Raw genomic sequence first — 17,112 nt, 5'->3', positions numbered from 1 at the left:
GAATCCAGTAGCGAAAGAAAACAGTGGCGAAGCGTAATCAGCAGTTTCAGACCATCCGTACGGAAGGAGCCATCCTTCCACCGGACATCCTCCGCCTCGTCGCATCGCTGAAGGTCGATGGAGCGACCCCCGACGCCTACCATCTCCCACCTGGCAGCAAGCTCAACGAAGCCATCAGCCAATCGTGGACGTCGCTCCTCAATCACTGGCAAGCGTTTCAAGAAGCACGTGAGGACCTTCCCGAGAGCGATGAAACCGGCACTTCTGTTACCAACCAGCGTTGGCTACTGCCCCTCTTCAATGAACTCGACTATGGCCGTTTGGTGACAACAGCGTCGCCGGAAATCGAAGAGCGGGTCTACCCCATCGAGCGGTTCTACAATCACACGCCAATTCACCTCATAGGGTGTAAGCTGCCGCTAGACCGCCGCACGCGAGGGGCTCGTGGGGCGGCTACCGCCAGCCCCCACTCCATGGTGCAGGAGTTTCTCAACCGTAGCGAAGAGCACTTGTGGGCGTTCCTCTCGAATGGTCTACAGCTACGCATCCTGCGAGACAATATCTCGCTCTCGCGACAAGCGTTTGTCGAGTTCGACCTCGAAGCGATGATGGAGGGCGAGGTCTATGCTGACTTTGCTCTGTTGTGGCTGCTATGCCATCAATCTCGGGTTGAATCGGACAAGGCGACCGATTGCTGGCTAGAGAAGTGGAGCCACTTGGCCCGCGAGCAAGGTACGCGAGTGCTGAACGACCTGCGGGTCGGTGTGCAGAAGGCCATTGAAGCCTTAGGGCGGGGCTTTATCGGCCATCCTCGTAACGACCGGTTGCGTGAGAAACTCCGCACAGGTTCGCTTTCGACGGATGACTACTATCGTCAGCTGCTTCGCACGGTCTATCGGCTGTTGTTCTTGTTTGTAGCTGAAGACCGGGAACTGCTTCATCCGCCCGATGCGGACCCTGCTGCGTGCAACCTTTACGATACGCATTACTCCACGCGTCGCCTGCGAGAACTCGCCCACAAGATTCGTGGCTCGAAGCATGCCGACCTTTGGCACTCGTTATCGCTCGTGTTTGATGCTCTCGGTCGCAACGAGGGTTGCCCACAGTTGGGTCTGTGTGGCTTGGGGTCGTTCTTGTGGCGGTCATCCACAACGGCAGACATTCGCGGGCCGCAAAATCATGCTAATGAGAATAGTGAAGCCGATGCAGAGCCAGCTCTCATCTCAAATGACGACTTACTGCAGGCCGTGAGGGCTCTTGCCTATGTTGAGCAGGACCGAGTACTTCGCGTTGTCGATTACCGCAACCTCGGTTCGGAGGAACTCGGTAGCGTCTACGAATCGCTCCTCGAACTCCATCCGGTGATGAACGCCGAAGCCAAGGCATTCGACCTGTCCACGGCAGCGGGAAACGAACGAAAGACAACCGGTTCCTACTACACGCCAGATTCGCTGGTACAGTGTCTGCTCGACTCAGCCCTCGACCCGGTGGTGGAAGACCGACTTAAGGGGAAGAAAGGTGAAGCGGCCGAACAGGCTATTCTTGAATTGAAAGTTTGCGACCCTGCCTGCGGTAGTGGCCATTTCTTAATTGCCGCTGCCCATCGTTTGGCTCGTCACTTGGCCCGTGTGCGCACAGGAGAAACCGAGCCAAGCCCCGACGACTATCAGCATGCCTTGCGAGACGTCATCGGCCGTTGCGTTTACGGCGTTGACATTAATCCAATGGCCGTCGAACTATGCAAAGTCAGCCTCTGGATGGAAGCCATCGAGCCAGGGAAGCCGCTGTCGTTTCTCGACCATCACATTCAATGCGGCAACAGCCTGCTTGGGACAACTCCTGCTCTCTTGACTGAAGGCATTCTCGACGATGCGTTCAAGCCCATAGATGGCGACGTGAAGGAATGCTGTGCGGAGTTGAAGAAGGAAAACAAGCGGGAGCGGAAAGACTACAAAGAGGGATTACGCGACTTTGCCGTGGCGTTCAACCTGGGTAACTTGCTCTCTGTGCTGTCACAGATCGATACTTGTGACGACAATTCGATAGAAGACATAACTGCCAAGCAGCGGAGATATGAGGAATTCGTTCGCAGTGCCGATTACCTCAATGCTCGACTATTGGCCGACCTTTGGTGTTCAGTGTTTGTCTGGAAGAAAGACAAGTCCGACCTTGGCAAACTCTGTCCGACCGAGCGGGACTTCCGCCGCGCGCAGGCCAATCCCCATAGCCTCCTAGCCAGTGTGCGGGATGAAGTCCAACGACTGGCCGATCAGTACCAGTTTATTCATTGGCATTTGGCGTTCCCGGATGTATTCGTGTTGCCTAGCAATGCGGCGAAGGCGGAGAACGAGCAGACGGGGTGGAGTCGCGGGTTCGATGTGGTATTGGGCAATCCGCCTTGGGAAATGGTTGAAGTTGAGTCGTTAAAGGAAGAGGAGTCAGATGGTGAAGATATGGTTGAGGCCAAGGCCCGAATAGAGCGAATTCGCTGTACGCACGGAACCCAAAAGTTTACATCCGAGAGCAGCAGATACCCATTCACCTCAGGAGGGAGAAAGAACCTTTACGCACTTTTCGTAGAACTCGCTTCAACTGTTACTGCGGATTCGGGGCGAGTCGGCCAAGTCGCTCCGACGGGTGTTATACAGGAAGACCCCGCCGAAAAACTGGCGCGGCATTTGTTCAGTTCTCAAGCAGTGGCGAGCATTTACGAATTTCAGAATAAGCGATCCGCACCATATGAGGGGAAATGGTTCGAGGACGTCCACCCACAGTACCGCATCTGCCTGTTAACATTGGCTCGCAAGTCTGAACGAACGCGTTTTGTCTTCGACTTGTCAGACTTAAGCGAGCTTCGTGACCCGATAAGGCAGTACTCTCAGACTTACGAAGAAATTGACAGTTTCTGCGCCGGAAAATTCAAAGTTCCAATGTTTCGGAATTCCAGAGAGGCAAACGTGTGCTCAATCGCCTATCACAATGGAGAGGTACTTGGGCGCTTATCGCAGGGAAACCAACCAAAATTGCGCTCAGGACTCATCTTCAACTTCGGAAGGAAGGAAAAAGCCGAAAAGGTCGCCTTCGCTGACACCGACTTGGGTTTTGTCCAGGTTTACGAGGGCGAGTACCTCCATCAATACAACCACCGATTCTCAACGTCGAACGGCGAATCGTCTGAAAGAACATCAAACGCTGAATTAGAGAATCCACAATTCAAGATTGCCACCAAGGATGCGCTTCCTCGCCAATTCACCAAGGAGCGCCTTGAGTACGTCGCAAAGCGAAACGTCGATTGGATTGTATGCCTGCGGCGGCAAGCAAGAAGCACTGATAGCTTCATTTCGATCTCGACTGTGATTCCACCAGTGGCGGTTGAGGGAAGTCTGACGGCTTTCTTTGAACAGCCCGCCAATGCTCGAATTGCAGGTTCGCTCGCCGCAAATCTGAATTCGTTCGTAGCCAATTTCATACTCTCCCTGAGGCAATCTGGACCAAACGTGAATAAAGGGGTTTATGAGCAATTGCCACTGAGTTCTCACTTTGAAACTCATGAATCTCTGGCAAGTTGGTGTCAGTTAACGGCTTTGGAGTGGTTCACACCGCGTGTTCTCGAACTGACGTACACGGCATGGGACTTGGAAGCGTTTGCGTGGGACTGCGGTTACGACGGTCCGCCGTTTCGCTGGGATGAGCAGCGTCGATTTCTGCTGCGGTGCGAGCTGGATGCCGCCTACTTCCATCTCTATCTCGGGACAACCGATGAATGGGGAGTCGACAATCCTGAACTCCGCGAGATGTTCCCCACACCTCGCGACGCCGTCGACTACATCATGGAAACCTTCCCCATTGTAAAACGCAAAGACATCGCCCGCACAGCGGACGCTGATGGCGGCGATAATGCTGCACAAGGGGGCCGATACATCACGAAAGAGACCATTCTCGACATCTACGACGAAATGGCCGAAGCCATCCGCACCGGCCAGCCCTACAAGACCCGTCTCGACCCGCCACCCGGCCCACCAACCGACGCCGAAGGCAACTTCATCCCCATGGCCGAGTGGGACGAGAACAACTGGCCCTCGCATATTCATCAGCCTCGCGAATCTGCTGTCGTGTTGCCAGTAGCAGCTTCGGCAACTCGTTTGGAACGTGGCCGAGCCGTGCTCGATATACTGCTTCTACTCGAAGCGTGGGGCACAACGGTCTCGACTTCAGCACTGGAGCCCGCATTGGTGCTAATGCGGAACGACGTAGCGAGGACAACCCTCGCCAGCCAAGGTGCGGCATTCGCTCCGACGGACGCACTTTCTGAAGAGCCACAGTTTGTGCGAGGGCTGGACTTGATTTACCAAGGCATGGAAACAAATGGGGCCATTCGGCGAGTCGGACAGTCCGGCTTTGAGTTAGCGGATAGCCAGTTGCTCGCTGATGCTCCCGCAGCGGACCGTGCACGAGCAGCCGAAACATTGCAGGCAATCCAAACACTGAGCGATTTACGTACGTTACCCCAGGTGGTCGCATCAATTACTAATGAACGATTCGATGTTACTGTTTGACGAACCGGACGATGTCTTGCGTCCGGCAGAAGACCGCCAAGCCCCTCTGTTATGGGTTCGGCGGCTAGTGGTAGTTGAACGCCTTGCACCCGACGCAGAGCCGATTCGCGACGTGGAGTTTCGTCGGGGCCTCAACATCGTCGCCACTGCACGCCCAGAGGCATTGACGGACGGTCCTGTGGGGCACAATGTCGGCAAGACACTGCTAACGCGGCTCTTGCGGTACTGCCTGGGTGAACAGCACTTTGCACGGGAAGCCGTCCGTCCAGCTATTGCTAGAGTTCTTCCCAGTGCACACGTAGTCTGCGAAGTAATAATTGATGGGGAATGCTGGATTGTCGCTCGTCCGATTGGGGGTGACCGCTCTTCGGCTTCACAATGTCTTCGAGCGGATTCTTGGAAGGCAATTGTCCAGGAAGGAGCAGAGACTGAACGCTACGCGACATTTCTGGATGCAATTGAGCAGGCAACCGTGTCTCGGTTTGGCGACACTTCGTTGCCACATGTAAATCGACCGATTCGATGGTTGGATGTGCTCGCTTGGATGAGTCGCGACCAGTACTGCCGGTACCGCCATCCGCTGGAATGGAGGTCGACTTGGACCGAATCGGGGACTGCCGACCTGCACAACGAAGACGCAAGTGTGGTGATTCGCTTATTGATGGACTTACTCGACGACGAGGAGTCTCGTCTCATCCAGCAACATAAACAGCTACTAAAAGACAAGAATGACAAGGCGGCCGAGGTATCGCGGCTGGAACAGCACTTGTCGCAGACTCGCCGGTTTCTGAAAGAGCGTCTGCACGTCGATACAGACACGCTTGCCGATGACTTGTTTGGCGAGATTGCACGAGGCCAAGCTGAGGGCACGAAAACTGGCCTTCAAAGGCAATTGAAGAACCTCGATGATGATGCGGACTGGAACGACTTCTTGGATGAAGTTGAAGCGGCCAGACTGGCAGTTGCGAAGAAGGAGCAAGAGATTGCCACACGATTGGGAGACCGACAGGTTGCAGAGGGAGAATTGAAGCAGCACGAAACCGCATCGAGCGACGAATTGGCTGCATCTCTTGCTGATTTCGCAAATCCGTGCCCACTTCCGGCCACTGGGTGCCCGCTCAAGAATCCTGCGCAGCAACCGGGGACGATAGACCCATGGAGGAAGTCACGCATAGAACAAGCGACTCAGCATCTCCAATCACTTGACCAGGAGATTGCCAGTCTAAATGACCAGAAAACCGCCTTGATAGCTCAACGCGACGAACTCAACACACATTCTTCACAGCGGCAAGCCGAACGACGACGTCAGGAGCAACAACTGCGAAGCCAACTATCGGTTGTTGAAGCTCTCATTATAGAAGCAGAGGACTATGTCACCTCGCATCGAAAATTACAAACCGCGACAGGTGGTCTGGCTCGACTCGAACGGCAGTTAGAGCAGTCTCGTGAATCGCATCATTCGGCCCGCAATCAGGTTGCTCAACGACGCTCACTGCTTAATGTCCACTTCAATAGAGCGTTGCAGGCTCTTGTCGCGGTTAACGTAAAGGGAGACGTCTCACTCGATATGCGTGGACTACATCTGTCCTTTGGCGAAAACGAGTCGGCATTGGGAGAAGCACTTGCAACTTCCGAAACGGTTTTGAGTCTTGATATCGCCTGCCTAAGTGCGGCAATCGGCGGATTAGGCTTCTTGCCGCGATTCACAATTCACGACAGTCCGCGCGAAGCTGACTTGGAATCGCATATTTACGCCCGGCTTTTCGTGTACTTGAAGTCCCTGGAAGATGCATTCGGGACAAGTGAACCATCATTCCAGTATATCGTCACAACAACAACTCCCCCGCCGACCGAATTGGAACAACTGCCCTATTTGCGACTGGTTCTGGATGGTCGAGAGAACGATGGGCTGCTTCTTCGGAGGAGGTTTTAGGCTGTGTTGTCATTGAAGGAGACTTGAACGATGAAGGTGCGGTATATTCACGAGTCACCGCTATCTGGCGGCGGAAAACAAATGTCCAATGTCATGTGGGAGGGCAAGTGGCCGATAAAGCATGGCGAGCTGCCAAGCGACCATCCATGCCTTGTCCAATCCGAGTCCTTGGAAAGCTTTATGCAACGTGGTTATTGGGCAAGTACATTTCCAGAGGGTGACGGAATTACTGTTGATGCCAGATTAGGGCAATCGGCGGGAAAGGTTATTCGTGACATCGAGGAATGCTTTGGTTGGGAGGTGATTGGCTCTACCACAAGGAAAGCCCAATGAGCATGATTACCTGCGAGCAATGCAAGAGAGTCTGAGACGCCAGCAGGGCACCGACATGTCCGCACTGCCTTTCGATTTCGTGGCAGGCGGAGCCAGATATGATCCGCCCAAAGCACGACCTAGGGCAGTTCCCGTGGGCTCGGTCGAAATTCAGGTATGTGGTAACGCCAGACGTTGTTGCCAGGAAGAGTGATTTCTTTGACTACGCTGCCAAGCATGGGGCCTGGTACTTCAGCACCGACGACAATGCGTACTGCCATATCACACAAACGCCGCTGATTTTAATACCTGGGGCAGGAACCACTGCGGGGAACCCACAGCCCACCATTGCGATGGACCATTTGGTCATTGCTAAAGCAGATTCAGAGACGCACGCGTACGCAGACGATGGAACCCGACTTAGCAGCTTGATTGCAGTAGGGAAGCTTCAGCCACTTCTTGACTGCGAAGTAGCCGGATGCTTCAATCTCGCGGTTCCAGGACAGCTGAGATGCAAACAGCACGAATGAACAACCTTACAAGCGGCACAACTTTATCGCAATCACCTTGCGACAAGGACCTACTGAGGACGTTGAGCGATGAAAATCGAAACCATTCTTGATCAAATCGACTTGGGCTCCATGGCACTCCCAGAGTTCCAGCGAGGCTATGTGTGGAACCGCGACCAGGTCCGCGGGCTGATGTACTCGCTTTACCGCAAGCATCCCGTTGGGAGCCTGCTGGTATGGGTAACGAAAGCTGAGTCGGCGACTTCACGTGGGGACCAAGAGTTGACTCCGGGAACGGTAAAGTTGCTTCTTGACGGGCAGCAGCGAATTACGTCGCTATATGGGATTGTCCGCGGCCAGCCGCCTAAGTTTTTCGATGGCAACGTACAGGCGTTTACGGGACTCTATTTCAATCTGGAAGATGAGACCTTCGAGTTTTACTCTCCAACCAAGATGAAAGACGACCCTCGCTGGTTGAGTGTTACTGAGGTGATGTGTGATGGTGCGGGTAAAACGATGCAGAAATTGCTGCAAGTCCCCGAGTTTCAAGCAGATATCTCGACTTACCTTAACCGAGTCAACGCTATTGAGAACATCAAGGCGATTGACTTGCACATGGAAGAAGTCACCGGTGAAGACAAAACGGTGGACGTAGTGGTCGACATCTTCAACCGCGTGAATAGTGGTGGAACCAAACTCTCCAAGGGTGACCTGACTCTGGCAAAGATTTGTGCTGAATGGCCCGATGCTCGCGACGAGATGAAACAGCGGCTCACAAAGTGGCAAAAGGCAGGCTACCAATTCAAACTCGACTGGCTGCTGCGAAATATCAATGCCGTGGTGACCGGCGAGGCTCTGTTCACAGCAATGAGAAATGTGGACGCTAAAGAAGTCCGAGATGGGCTGGATACGACTGAAAAGGTAATCGACCGATTGCTCAACCTCATTGCTAGTAGATTGGGCTTGGACCATGACCGTGTGCTGGGGAGTCGTTATGCGATTCCGCTTATGAGTCGTTATCTAGTTCAACGAGGTGGCAAGCTTCCAAACCAGCAGGAGCGGGACCAATTGCTTTACTGGTACGTCCACACGATTCTTTGGGGAAGGTACTCTGGTTCAACAGAAAGCAAATTAAATACTGACCTGGAAGCGATAGAAGATGCAAGTACAAATGACTCCGCCGGAGCTTTGAAGCGGCTGATTGAGAATCTTCGGCAAGAGCGAGCTAATCTGGCTTTACACGAGAGTGACTTCAGTGGGTCTAGCAAGGGCAACCGGTTCTACCCGATGCTGTATATGATGACCCGTGTACTTCACGCTCGTGATTGGGGAACAGGTGACGAGTTGACTAATCACCTACTTGGTCACCTCTCTAGACTAGAAGTCCACCATATCTTCCCGAAAGCACTGCTGTATGCGCATGGATACAAGAAGCGGCAAGTTAACGCCATCGCAAACTTCACCTTCCTAACACAAGAGACCAATCTTGAAGTCTCTAAAAAAGACCCGGGGCTGTACATTCCAGCCTACGAAGAACGCACTCCCGGAGCTATTGCTACGCACTGGATCCCCATGGACCCTGAGCTGTGGAAAGTTGAGCACTACTTGGATTTCTTGAAAGAGCGAAGGAAACTTTTAGCGAAGGCGGCCAATGACTTTCTAGAACGGCTGTCCGCTGGCAGCATGCCTACTGTCATAGAACCAGAGGATGCTAACTTCGTCGAGCGTGCAGCCGCCTACGTTCCTGGCGGAATTGATGATGATGAGGAAGAAGAACGGCTTGTTCGCTTCAATGCTTGGGTTCAGAAACGCGGGTTGCCAATTGGTGAACTCGCGTACGAGCTTATCGATGAAGAGACTGGAAAGCCCATGGCAGTGCTAGACCTTGCCTGGCCTGATGGCTTGCAAGAAGGGCTTAGTCAGCCAGTCTGTCTGTTGATAGGCGAAGGAGAAGACGTAGAGGAGGCTGCGAGCCAGGGAGGCTATCGCTTCTTCTCGTCAGTTAATTCTTTCCGTAAGTACGTGAGAGAAGTAGTACTTGCCGAAGCTGAATTGGAGGAAGCTGACGCGTGAAGGATTCTTCGTTGACCTTCGATATAACACACAGAAAGTGACCCGGCCCGATTGGTCCGGCTTGGGCACTACTACCGAAAGACTAGCAACCGCTGATGCTCGAAGGAGCCATCTCGGCAAGCGACGAGAGAATTGGAGCTATCGGCGTCCGCATGGGCGGCCGGCCCCTGACGGAGTTCGCGTTTTTTGGGGACAGGGTATACCCTGCCTAAAAAGGTAGTTTCCTAGCGTTCCAAGTGGATCAGAGTGGGGGGGCAAGGTCACCCATAATCGCTGTAGTGGCGTCAATGAGGCTGCCGGGTGTAACTACGGTTTGGCCTGACCGACAGAAAGTTCACTGTTATGGGGTCTTCCGGCGAGGTGTGTGCATTAAAATGGGCCCGAAGGACCCTAGAAACCACAATTTGGTATAGGGTTCGGATGTGCAGTAAGCTTATGTGCATATGGTGGCGTTCCGATGGGCACCGAAGTGATTCGGTAGTGTATTCGTGCAGAGATGAATCAGTCCCGAGTGGACACCTGGGAAGTGGGACTGCAGCTGGCAAATGTGGGCGAGATGGACGCCAGAATGGGAGGCTTAAGGGGCTCGATGGCCGGGAGCCTCCCTGAGGCCCTGAGGGGGCTCAGGATCGCCGAGGTGGGGGACGGTTGTCCACTGTGGCGCAAGCAGAAAGACCCCGCCAGCGGGCGTGCTAGCGGGGTCTGAGGGGAAGTGAGGTTATCTGGGGACACTAGTCGGTGGCTATCTCTCCCACGAATGGGGCTGTCCAGCCAGAATACCCATTTCCGACGCCAACTCGTGAATGACGCCATCAAGGTAGATCGCTTGTCCGGTAGTGCACCGGCCCCAGAGTTTTAGGCCAAACAGTTCACCAGTGATCTCACCCCGCTCGGAGAGTTTTTCGGCGAGCCAGTTGGACACTATCCAGTGCTCGTAGGCTTCTCGCTGGGTGGGTTCGGCATCGACTGCTTCGCATAGCGTGCGAAAGTCTTCGGCAGAGGTTATTGGTGTGCATTGCTCTGCTTCCAAGTCGACTGGCTCTCCGATCTCAGCAAGCAGGCTATCACGATAGTCGGCCACGTTGTCAAACTCTGCTTGGGCCGTGCACGGCAGGCTAGCAAACTCGGAGTAGATGGCTTGAAGTCTTTCGACATACTCGGCGGGGATAGCGTAGGGCTCGCCCTGGCTGTCCCAAGCGACCATTGCACCTGTTTCAAGCCAAGCCGATTCGTAATCATCAGTCGAGCACAATGGTAGAACGTCAGTCTCCCAACTGTATTCTGAGCCGTTGAGGCTCTCCGGATGGCTTACAAAGTGATGCACCAGGCATGATGCACAGTAGCAAACTTCCCGTTCCACCAATCGGCGGCATATTCGCTGGTTGACACAATTTGTGATATCGTGGGTCATAGCTTTCGGTTCCTGTGAGGGTTTGCGGAAGTTAGCCCCGGCTCGTGTTGGCGCACGAGCCAGGGGCGTCTAATTGAGAAGACTACTTGCCACGTGATAAGGGCATGATTACCCCTACCGCTTTAGGGCGGTCGATCGTCTCGGCTTTGATGACGATGGGCGATTCACCATCGATCGGTACAAAGAACTCCACGCCACGGCTGTCATCCGTAGTGGCTATTTTCGCAAGTGCGGCACAAACTTCGACCACGTATCGGGGGTCAAGCGTAATCGCTACATATGCTTCCCGGCTGGTGGTGATTTTCGCATTGCCTCTGAGCTTCTGCGCCGGGGCTGTGAGGGACGAGTCGAAGTCTCGCGAGGGAATCACGTCTCGCCAGGCGGGGAATCGCCCTTCCAGAGTCTCGACCGTTATGCTCGATTGCCCGGCTTTGCTGAAAGTCGTCGCGGTGAGGGTGCCATTCGTCGAGGGTTCATCGATAGCTACGCGGCCGAGACTTGGATTGCGTTTGCTGACGGGACCAGCTGCCTTGTCGATGGCCTTGCACGCGTCCGCTGAAATGGTCGCGGCATAGCAATCGACGCGATTGCTCTCAGGCTTGTCGACATCGTCCCATTCAACAGCGACTAGCTTTCGACCGTCGGTCACAACGGCGTGAGCGGTATCGCCAACCCGCTCTAATCTGATCCCCGAAAGGGCATAGCGGGTGCTTTCATGGTCGCAAAGTGGGGTCAAGGTCGACAAGGTTTTCGCAGGGATAATCATCTTAGTTTGTCGTCATGTGTAGTAGTTGGGGGGAAGGCTCCCTGAACGCTGGGTAGCCCGGGTAGCAAGCCTTAACGCTCGCGGTTTTCCAGGTAGGCAAGTAGTGCGATTAGCACGATACAGGCCAGGGTAATTTCGAGTCGCATAGCGATACCTCTGGGAAGAGAACGAATACTCAGCAGCCACTCTGCCGAGGTGCAAGGCCATCCTACGCACCTTGCAAAAGTGGCAAGCGGAAAAGATATCCAACCCACACCAGAGGTCGGAAAGCCGTTGCAGCGTGAAGCGTCAGAGGTCTTAGGTGCCAGGGGAGGGATGCTGGCTAAAGGTATGCTCAGAGTCGAGCTAAGGGAGAAGGTCTAGAAGAGAAATCTCGGCGTGCTTTTCGCACGCGTAAGGTTCGCCTGATTTTTTTTGATGTTGCGACCACAGATAGGTCACTTCAGTAGGTCGGCCCATCACGGGTTCGCGGGTTCTAAGGTCCTATTATAAATAATAGGACCCTTGACCCGTGACCCGTGACCTTATGGGCAAAAAGTTTCACTGGACTACACCGGACTACACCGGTCTGGACCCATGAATGCGATGGTGGAAATCGCTTCGTAACTTCTTCCATTGGCATGAACCGATTCACGGCTACGCCTTGATGCAGTCGACTGTTCGAGAGTTTACGGACTCTAGTTGATTCGAGGCTAATTGGAAACTTTCTCGCGGTCTCCCCTTAACATCGATAAGAGTCACCTCAATTATGCCAGCAGTCTTCAACTTGGTTAATGCATCTGTTGTCCGACTGCCATTGAGTCTCGATGTGTTTTTGAGAAAATTCTGCGTTGGGACAACTCCTTTAGTTAGTTCGGGATCCCCCAGGATGTTTATTAGTGTCCGCATGTCGGGTGTAAGGCCGTCCGCGTCGCACACGTCGTCAAACACCGAATCGTTCTCGTCGACTACCGAAACTTGCCAGTCGCCGCCCGAACGCCGTTCGTCGGTAATCCAGCCCTCGTTAATGCTCACTCGATAGGTACCACTATGCCCCGCCGAACCCCCGACCCCCATCAGCAGCTCGTGCTGACCATCATTACGATAAACACCCGGCCGATTGAGGATCACCCATTGTCGGGCCCATTCCACATAGCCCGCGCCACTAAGATTCGACAAGTGAACGGAAGCCGACTTCGACCGCCCCGCCCCCTTCGTAAAATGATGGCAAAGAGCCATCGTGCAGCCCCGGTAATAACCAAGGGCGTTATAAGTGGCCAGTGCCGCGCCCGTACGGTTCAAGTCTTTCGCAGCATCGCCCGCTAAGCCCGCCCCGACCGATAGATAGGTCGGGTCAAGCAAGCAATAGATGGCCCCGTATTTAGCTATTAGCTCGGCGAGGGCGGCCATTTGCTCCGGGCGATCACCCCGAGGCACCTTGGGGGCGATGATAAAATCGCTGCTATAGTCGAGACCATAGGCGTTGCAGATGGAGCGAGAGTTTTCTTGCAGCCGCGAACGACCCGATTCGCCCGAGCAGAAAATCACCGGGCCCGTCTTGAGCACCTCGAACTCGTTGAGGAAGGGGGTCCCCGTCGCGATAGCAATGCAAAGGTCGAGCGAGATATTTGTCTTTAGCGTCTTCGAGGGCCCGCCGATGATATGGCAATCGCCCGCGCACAATACCCCGTCGACAATCCAGGTAACGGGCCAGCTCTGTTCCATGAACTCGGTTTGCGGGAGAGCTTCAAGCGACCACTTGGCCGCCGGCTTCGCTGGCGTGGCGGTCCCTTCCTCATCCTCTAGCGGGGGCAGGTCGTCGAACGCCTCGGCGGCTGTGCAAACCGGTTGCATCGTTTTGGCCCCCTCCCATTTCCGCTCTAGCTCCGATTGCTCCCAGGGGCCGAGGCATTTGTTGTCGTTGTACCAGTCGATCAGCTCCCACGATTGTTCGGCGTTCAGTCCCATACGGCGAATCTCGCACAGGGCGTGCATGGTGTCGTAGCTCCCGTGCTGGCCGTCGATGGCGTCGGGGAGCTCGGCCAGCTTGTTGCGATAAGCCTCTAGCAGATACTCCGACACGTCCTCGACTTCGAGCTCAGCCGTCGACCCCTTGTCGTTGTTCGCCCCGCTCGATAGCAAGCCATACCACTTGTCTACCGCCGCTTGCGCCGGCACGCACCCGACGAACTCGGGGTCGACCAGCGTGCCAGTGACGGCGAAGTAACGACCTTGGTCGTACATTTCGACGACCCCGTCCGCGTAAGCTTTGCGGCAACCGCGATCGCCGGGGAGTTTCGCCTCGCAGAATATCTTCACCCCGGTACCGCTCGGCGATATTTCGGCATAGCTGCCGAACTCTTTGATAATGTCCGCGGCCCAGAGGGAGACCTCGCCCGTTGCCGGGTCGACGCAGTTATCGAGGTCAACCCCGCAAAACGGGTCGTCGGCCGTGAACACGGACCCCAAACCGCTAAAGCTCGCCCCGTGTTGCTTGTAGTAGGCAATTGCGTCGGAATAGGTCGACCAGTCGGCCGGGTTGGTGGTGCTCGCTTTGCCGCCACCGACGCAATAGGGGATTTTACGGCCCGACTCGTCACGCCACAAAATCCAGTGGGGCGTCTCTTTCAAGTCGGTGGGGAGGTTGTCTAGTACGTCGTCCCGGAAGTCATTTCCTATAGAGTTCAGGGAAGACGCGTTTGGCGTCTTTTCGATGGAAGGTCCAATTGATTTTGATTTTCTTCCGATTGCGGTCGCGTGAACAGTGGGAGAGTTCGCTTTGAACCTTGTCGAGCGAAGCCAACCGACGTCCCAGGCATTGTCGCTGTATGGCCGAGATTTCGATCTCGGCCATGTTGAGCCAACTGGCATGCTTGGGGGTAAAATGCCACACAATCCGCTCCAGCATTGGCCGAGCCGCCTCCTCGCCAAAGGTTTCGATCAACGACTTCTCGTTGTGCGTGTTGAGGTTGTCCATCACCAGATGAACCCGCTCTGCGTCGGGATAGCGCTTCAAGAGGTCGCGGACGAACCGGGCGAAGTCGGCTCGCTTGCGGTGACGCTTGGCCTGAACGAATCGCTTGCCCGCCTTCGGCTCGACCGCCACGAACACGCTGCAGGTTCCGCAGCGGCGGTACTCGTAGTCCTGCTTCGCGATCTTGCCGGGTGCCGCGGGCTCGGGCGGCCGCGCGTCGTCGACCCTCTGATAGGGCTGCTCGTCGAGGCAGACGACCGGCTCGTTCGGGTCGAGCGGCTTCTCGTACTGCTCGAGGACGTCCTCCATCCGCTCACAGAACTCGTCGTTCAGCTTGGGCACGCACCAAGTTTTTTTCGCCACGGCTTCAGGTCGTGTTCCTTGAGCCACAGCGAGACCTCCGTCACGCTGAGCGAATCGACGAAGCCTTCCTTCACCGCGTGCTCGCACAACAATTCCAGCGTCCAGCGAGCCCGTCCCTCGGGCGGCTCGCTGCACGCCAGGGCGATTACCTGTTGCTGCTGCCGCTTGGTGAACTCTGGGGGGCGGCCCGAGCGAGGCGCATCGTACACCGCCCGCTGGACGCCCTCTTCGCAGAACCGCTTTCGGACGGCTCGGACGTTGCGCGTCGTGCAGCCCACATGCTCGGCGATCTCTTCGTCGGTGCATCCCGAGTCCGATTTCAATAATATCTGGCAGCGACGCACCACTTGCGCCGCGCGGGCGCCTGAGCGTGCTAGCTGCTCCAAACCTCCACGGGCCTGGTGGTCCAGGCAAACAATGTGCTTTTTCATTCCGCAGCATATAGCAGCGGAATGGATTTCAGGAAAGACGTACTAGGTTGTTTGTTGGCGATGTAGTCATCGATGTGCTCAGTGTGCTAGGAGGTGAGGTGGATAGGAGCAATTTGGAGTGGCTGGAGAATTGCGTTGGTAGGGGGCGGTTCCCTGCTACGCTCCAACGGTATTTCCTGTCTTCACAAGTTTCCCGTCCGGTCCCACTAGTGGGCACTTAGCCAAGACGTGATCGATGATGTCTTGGCCGTAAATGAAGTTCTTGCGACCGACTCGACGAACCGGAAGTCCCTGACGCCGCATGTTTCGAATGGCAGTCGTATTGAGGTCGAAGTAGCACCTAAGCGTGTTTTGGTCGTAGAGAGCTTTTGGCTGAACAACGGTGGAAGTGGGATAAGGGTACTGGGGTGAAGAAGCACGCACAGAAACTGTCCTTTGTCAGTAGTTTAGAAACGCCGCTCACGTCGTCGCGACATTAAATAATATACTGTACAAGCAGTCACTGTTCCGGCAGCATTATCTTGCAGCCGTGTTGCGAGTTGTGTGTTTCTGCAGTTGTTTTGGGGACACTCCATGTTCTTTCTTGCACCACCGCCGTAATCGAGTCTCGAAAGCTGGTCGTGATAGACCCTGCATTTCATTCTTCCATTGTGGATCTTGTTTTAGTTCGAGATACAGCGTTTTCATGCAAGGATGGGGAGGGGGAGCTATATAAAGGGAAATCGCATGCCCTAGCAGATCTTGCTGCCTTTGCTTGCGAGAGTTCGTGTGTTCTGTCGTTATCGAAGGTACCGCAAGATGCAAGTTTTTCCGCGCGTTTTTACTTGGCAAAATGTCGAAATTATACAAATTGGTCTTCGAGCGGACCTCTCCAGGTCGGCTGATATCGGATACCTGCTGGAGCTCTTCAGATGAGTCGTCGTCGAAACGAAAGACACAAATGGCAAGTGTTATCTGTGGTGATGAGTGTGTTGGATGCAGGCTAGTACGTGCTTGCTGTGGAGGATGTCTCAGGATACTGAAGAACTCACATCCCTCGGCATGTGCCTGATCATCAGCCAAAGTGTCGCATCCTAGTAATCTATAAACCGCCACAGGATCACTCAGCAATTTTATGAAATCCATTATTTGTTGATTCGGTGGCTGTTTATGGTGATCTTCAGACGGTTCAACATCTCCAGTATTGCAGGCATCGGGAATGCTCATTGGTATTCTTTTATTCCACGGTATAGAGTAGGGAGTTGACCATGAGATACAATATGTGGTGGTATCGGGGCGTTCGAAAGGCAATCTATAGGAGAATGCATGTGCTAGCTTCCTGAATTTTCCAGAAGTCTGCTCAGAGCTAGCAGGGGATTAGCTCGGAGGAATTGTAGAGTTAGGGGCCGAGAGCCAAGCAGTTCTCACAAACCTCTGTGAGTTAACGGTGCCTTCCATGCGCTGCTGGATTGGAGGTTCAAATCGATTGTTCCCACGGGTGTCTCATGTGCAACGTGAGCTATAGAAAGTTGAGATAGCAGTCTGTGCCACCTAGTTGTTCGAGATCAAAACCGAGAAAAAGTGGAGCTTGAAGTTGCCAGTGCAACTTGCTGATCGCTGGCGATTATGTTTGGTTTCGATCGTTTGTCGGCGGATGGCACCGCAGCGGTCGCCAATACCGACGCGCTGGAGCTCGACGGCCAACTTACTAAGGTCGATGCAACTGCTGCAAGCATCGAACGGCCGCAAGGGGTGACGACAGGGGCGTACGCCCCCGGGGGCGAAGCCGACGGGGGCCGGGCTGTGAGGTGGTCGTCATTCCCGCG

Annotated in this window: 10 protein-coding genes; 4 read left to right on the top strand and 6 right to left on the bottom strand. The window is 54.7% G+C overall.

Going from position 1 to position 17,112, the window contains the following annotated elements; genetic code table 11:
* The first annotated feature begins 23 nt into the window (after positions 1–23).
* The 4 genes from Pan181_RS14055 to Pan181_RS14040 all read left to right on the top strand — a co-directional run bounded on the left by Pan181_RS14055 (position 24) and on the right by Pan181_RS14040 (position 9,383).
* Positions 24–4,556 (top strand): Eco57I restriction-modification methylase domain-containing protein, encoded by a 4,533-nt coding sequence (locus Pan181_RS14055; protein ID WP_145247422.1) that lies wholly within the window; start codon positions 24–26, stop codon positions 4,554–4,556.
* The gene (locus Pan181_RS14050; RefSeq protein ID WP_145247421.1) at positions 4,543–6,489 is read left to right on the top strand and encodes a hypothetical protein; all 1,947 of its coding nucleotides are present in this window, start codon (positions 4,543–4,545) and stop codon (positions 6,487–6,489) included. Before Pan181_RS14055 ends, Pan181_RS14050 begins: the two co-directional genes overlap by 14 nt.
* A 30-nt stretch (positions 6,490–6,519) precedes the next feature.
* Positions 6,520–6,822 (top strand): hypothetical protein, encoded by a 303-nt coding sequence (locus Pan181_RS14045; RefSeq protein WP_145247420.1) that lies wholly within the window; start codon positions 6,520–6,522, stop codon positions 6,820–6,822.
* A 578-nt stretch (positions 6,823–7,400) separates the two neighbouring features.
* Positions 7,401–9,383: a GmrSD restriction endonuclease domain-containing protein gene (locus Pan181_RS14040; protein WP_145247419.1), complete on the top strand. Its 1,983-nt coding sequence runs from the start codon at positions 7,401–7,403 to the stop codon at positions 9,381–9,383.
* 742 nt (positions 9,384–10,125) lie between these two features.
* Here the strand turns inward: Pan181_RS14040 and Pan181_RS14035 are convergent.
* The 6 genes from Pan181_RS14035 to Pan181_RS14010 form a co-directional block, all read right to left on the bottom strand.
* Positions 10,126–10,587 carry a hypothetical protein gene (locus tag Pan181_RS14035; RefSeq protein WP_145247418.1) on the bottom strand — a complete coding sequence of 154 codons (462 nt, stop codon included), beginning with the start codon at positions 10,585–10,587 and terminating at the stop codon, positions 10,126–10,128.
* Between the two features lie 289 nt (positions 10,588–10,876).
* The gene (locus tag Pan181_RS14030) at positions 10,877–11,560 is read right to left on the bottom strand and encodes a hypothetical protein (RefSeq protein WP_145247417.1); all 684 of its coding nucleotides are present in this window, start codon (positions 11,558–11,560) and stop codon (positions 10,877–10,879) included.
* 636 nt (positions 11,561–12,196) lie between these two features.
* Positions 12,197–14,170: an AAA family ATPase gene (locus tag Pan181_RS14025; protein ID WP_197528354.1), complete on the bottom strand. Its 1,974-nt coding sequence runs from the start codon at positions 14,168–14,170 to the stop codon at positions 12,197–12,199.
* Positions 14,171–14,207: 37 nt separating this feature from the next.
* Positions 14,208–14,855 (bottom strand): IS630 family transposase, encoded by a 648-nt coding sequence (locus tag Pan181_RS14020; protein WP_145244957.1) that lies wholly within the window; start codon positions 14,853–14,855, stop codon positions 14,208–14,210.
* A complete protein-coding gene (locus Pan181_RS14015) occupies positions 14,843–15,307 on the bottom strand; it encodes a helix-turn-helix domain-containing protein (protein WP_145244956.1) in 465 nt (154 codons plus the stop codon). The genes Pan181_RS14020 and Pan181_RS14015 overlap by 13 nt, the downstream gene beginning before the upstream one ends.
* Before the next feature lie 516 nt (positions 15,308–15,823).
* Positions 15,824–16,513 carry a hypothetical protein gene (locus Pan181_RS14010; protein WP_145247415.1) on the bottom strand — a complete coding sequence of 230 codons (690 nt, stop codon included), beginning with the start codon at positions 16,511–16,513 and terminating at the stop codon, positions 15,824–15,826.
* Between the last annotated feature and the right edge of the window lie 599 nt (positions 16,514–17,112).

Source organism: Aeoliella mucimassa (assembly GCF_007748035.1).
GTDB lineage: Bacteria > Planctomycetota > Planctomycetia > Pirellulales > Lacipirellulaceae > Aeoliella > Aeoliella mucimassa.
This window is presented reverse-complemented; position numbering and strand designations above follow the sequence as displayed.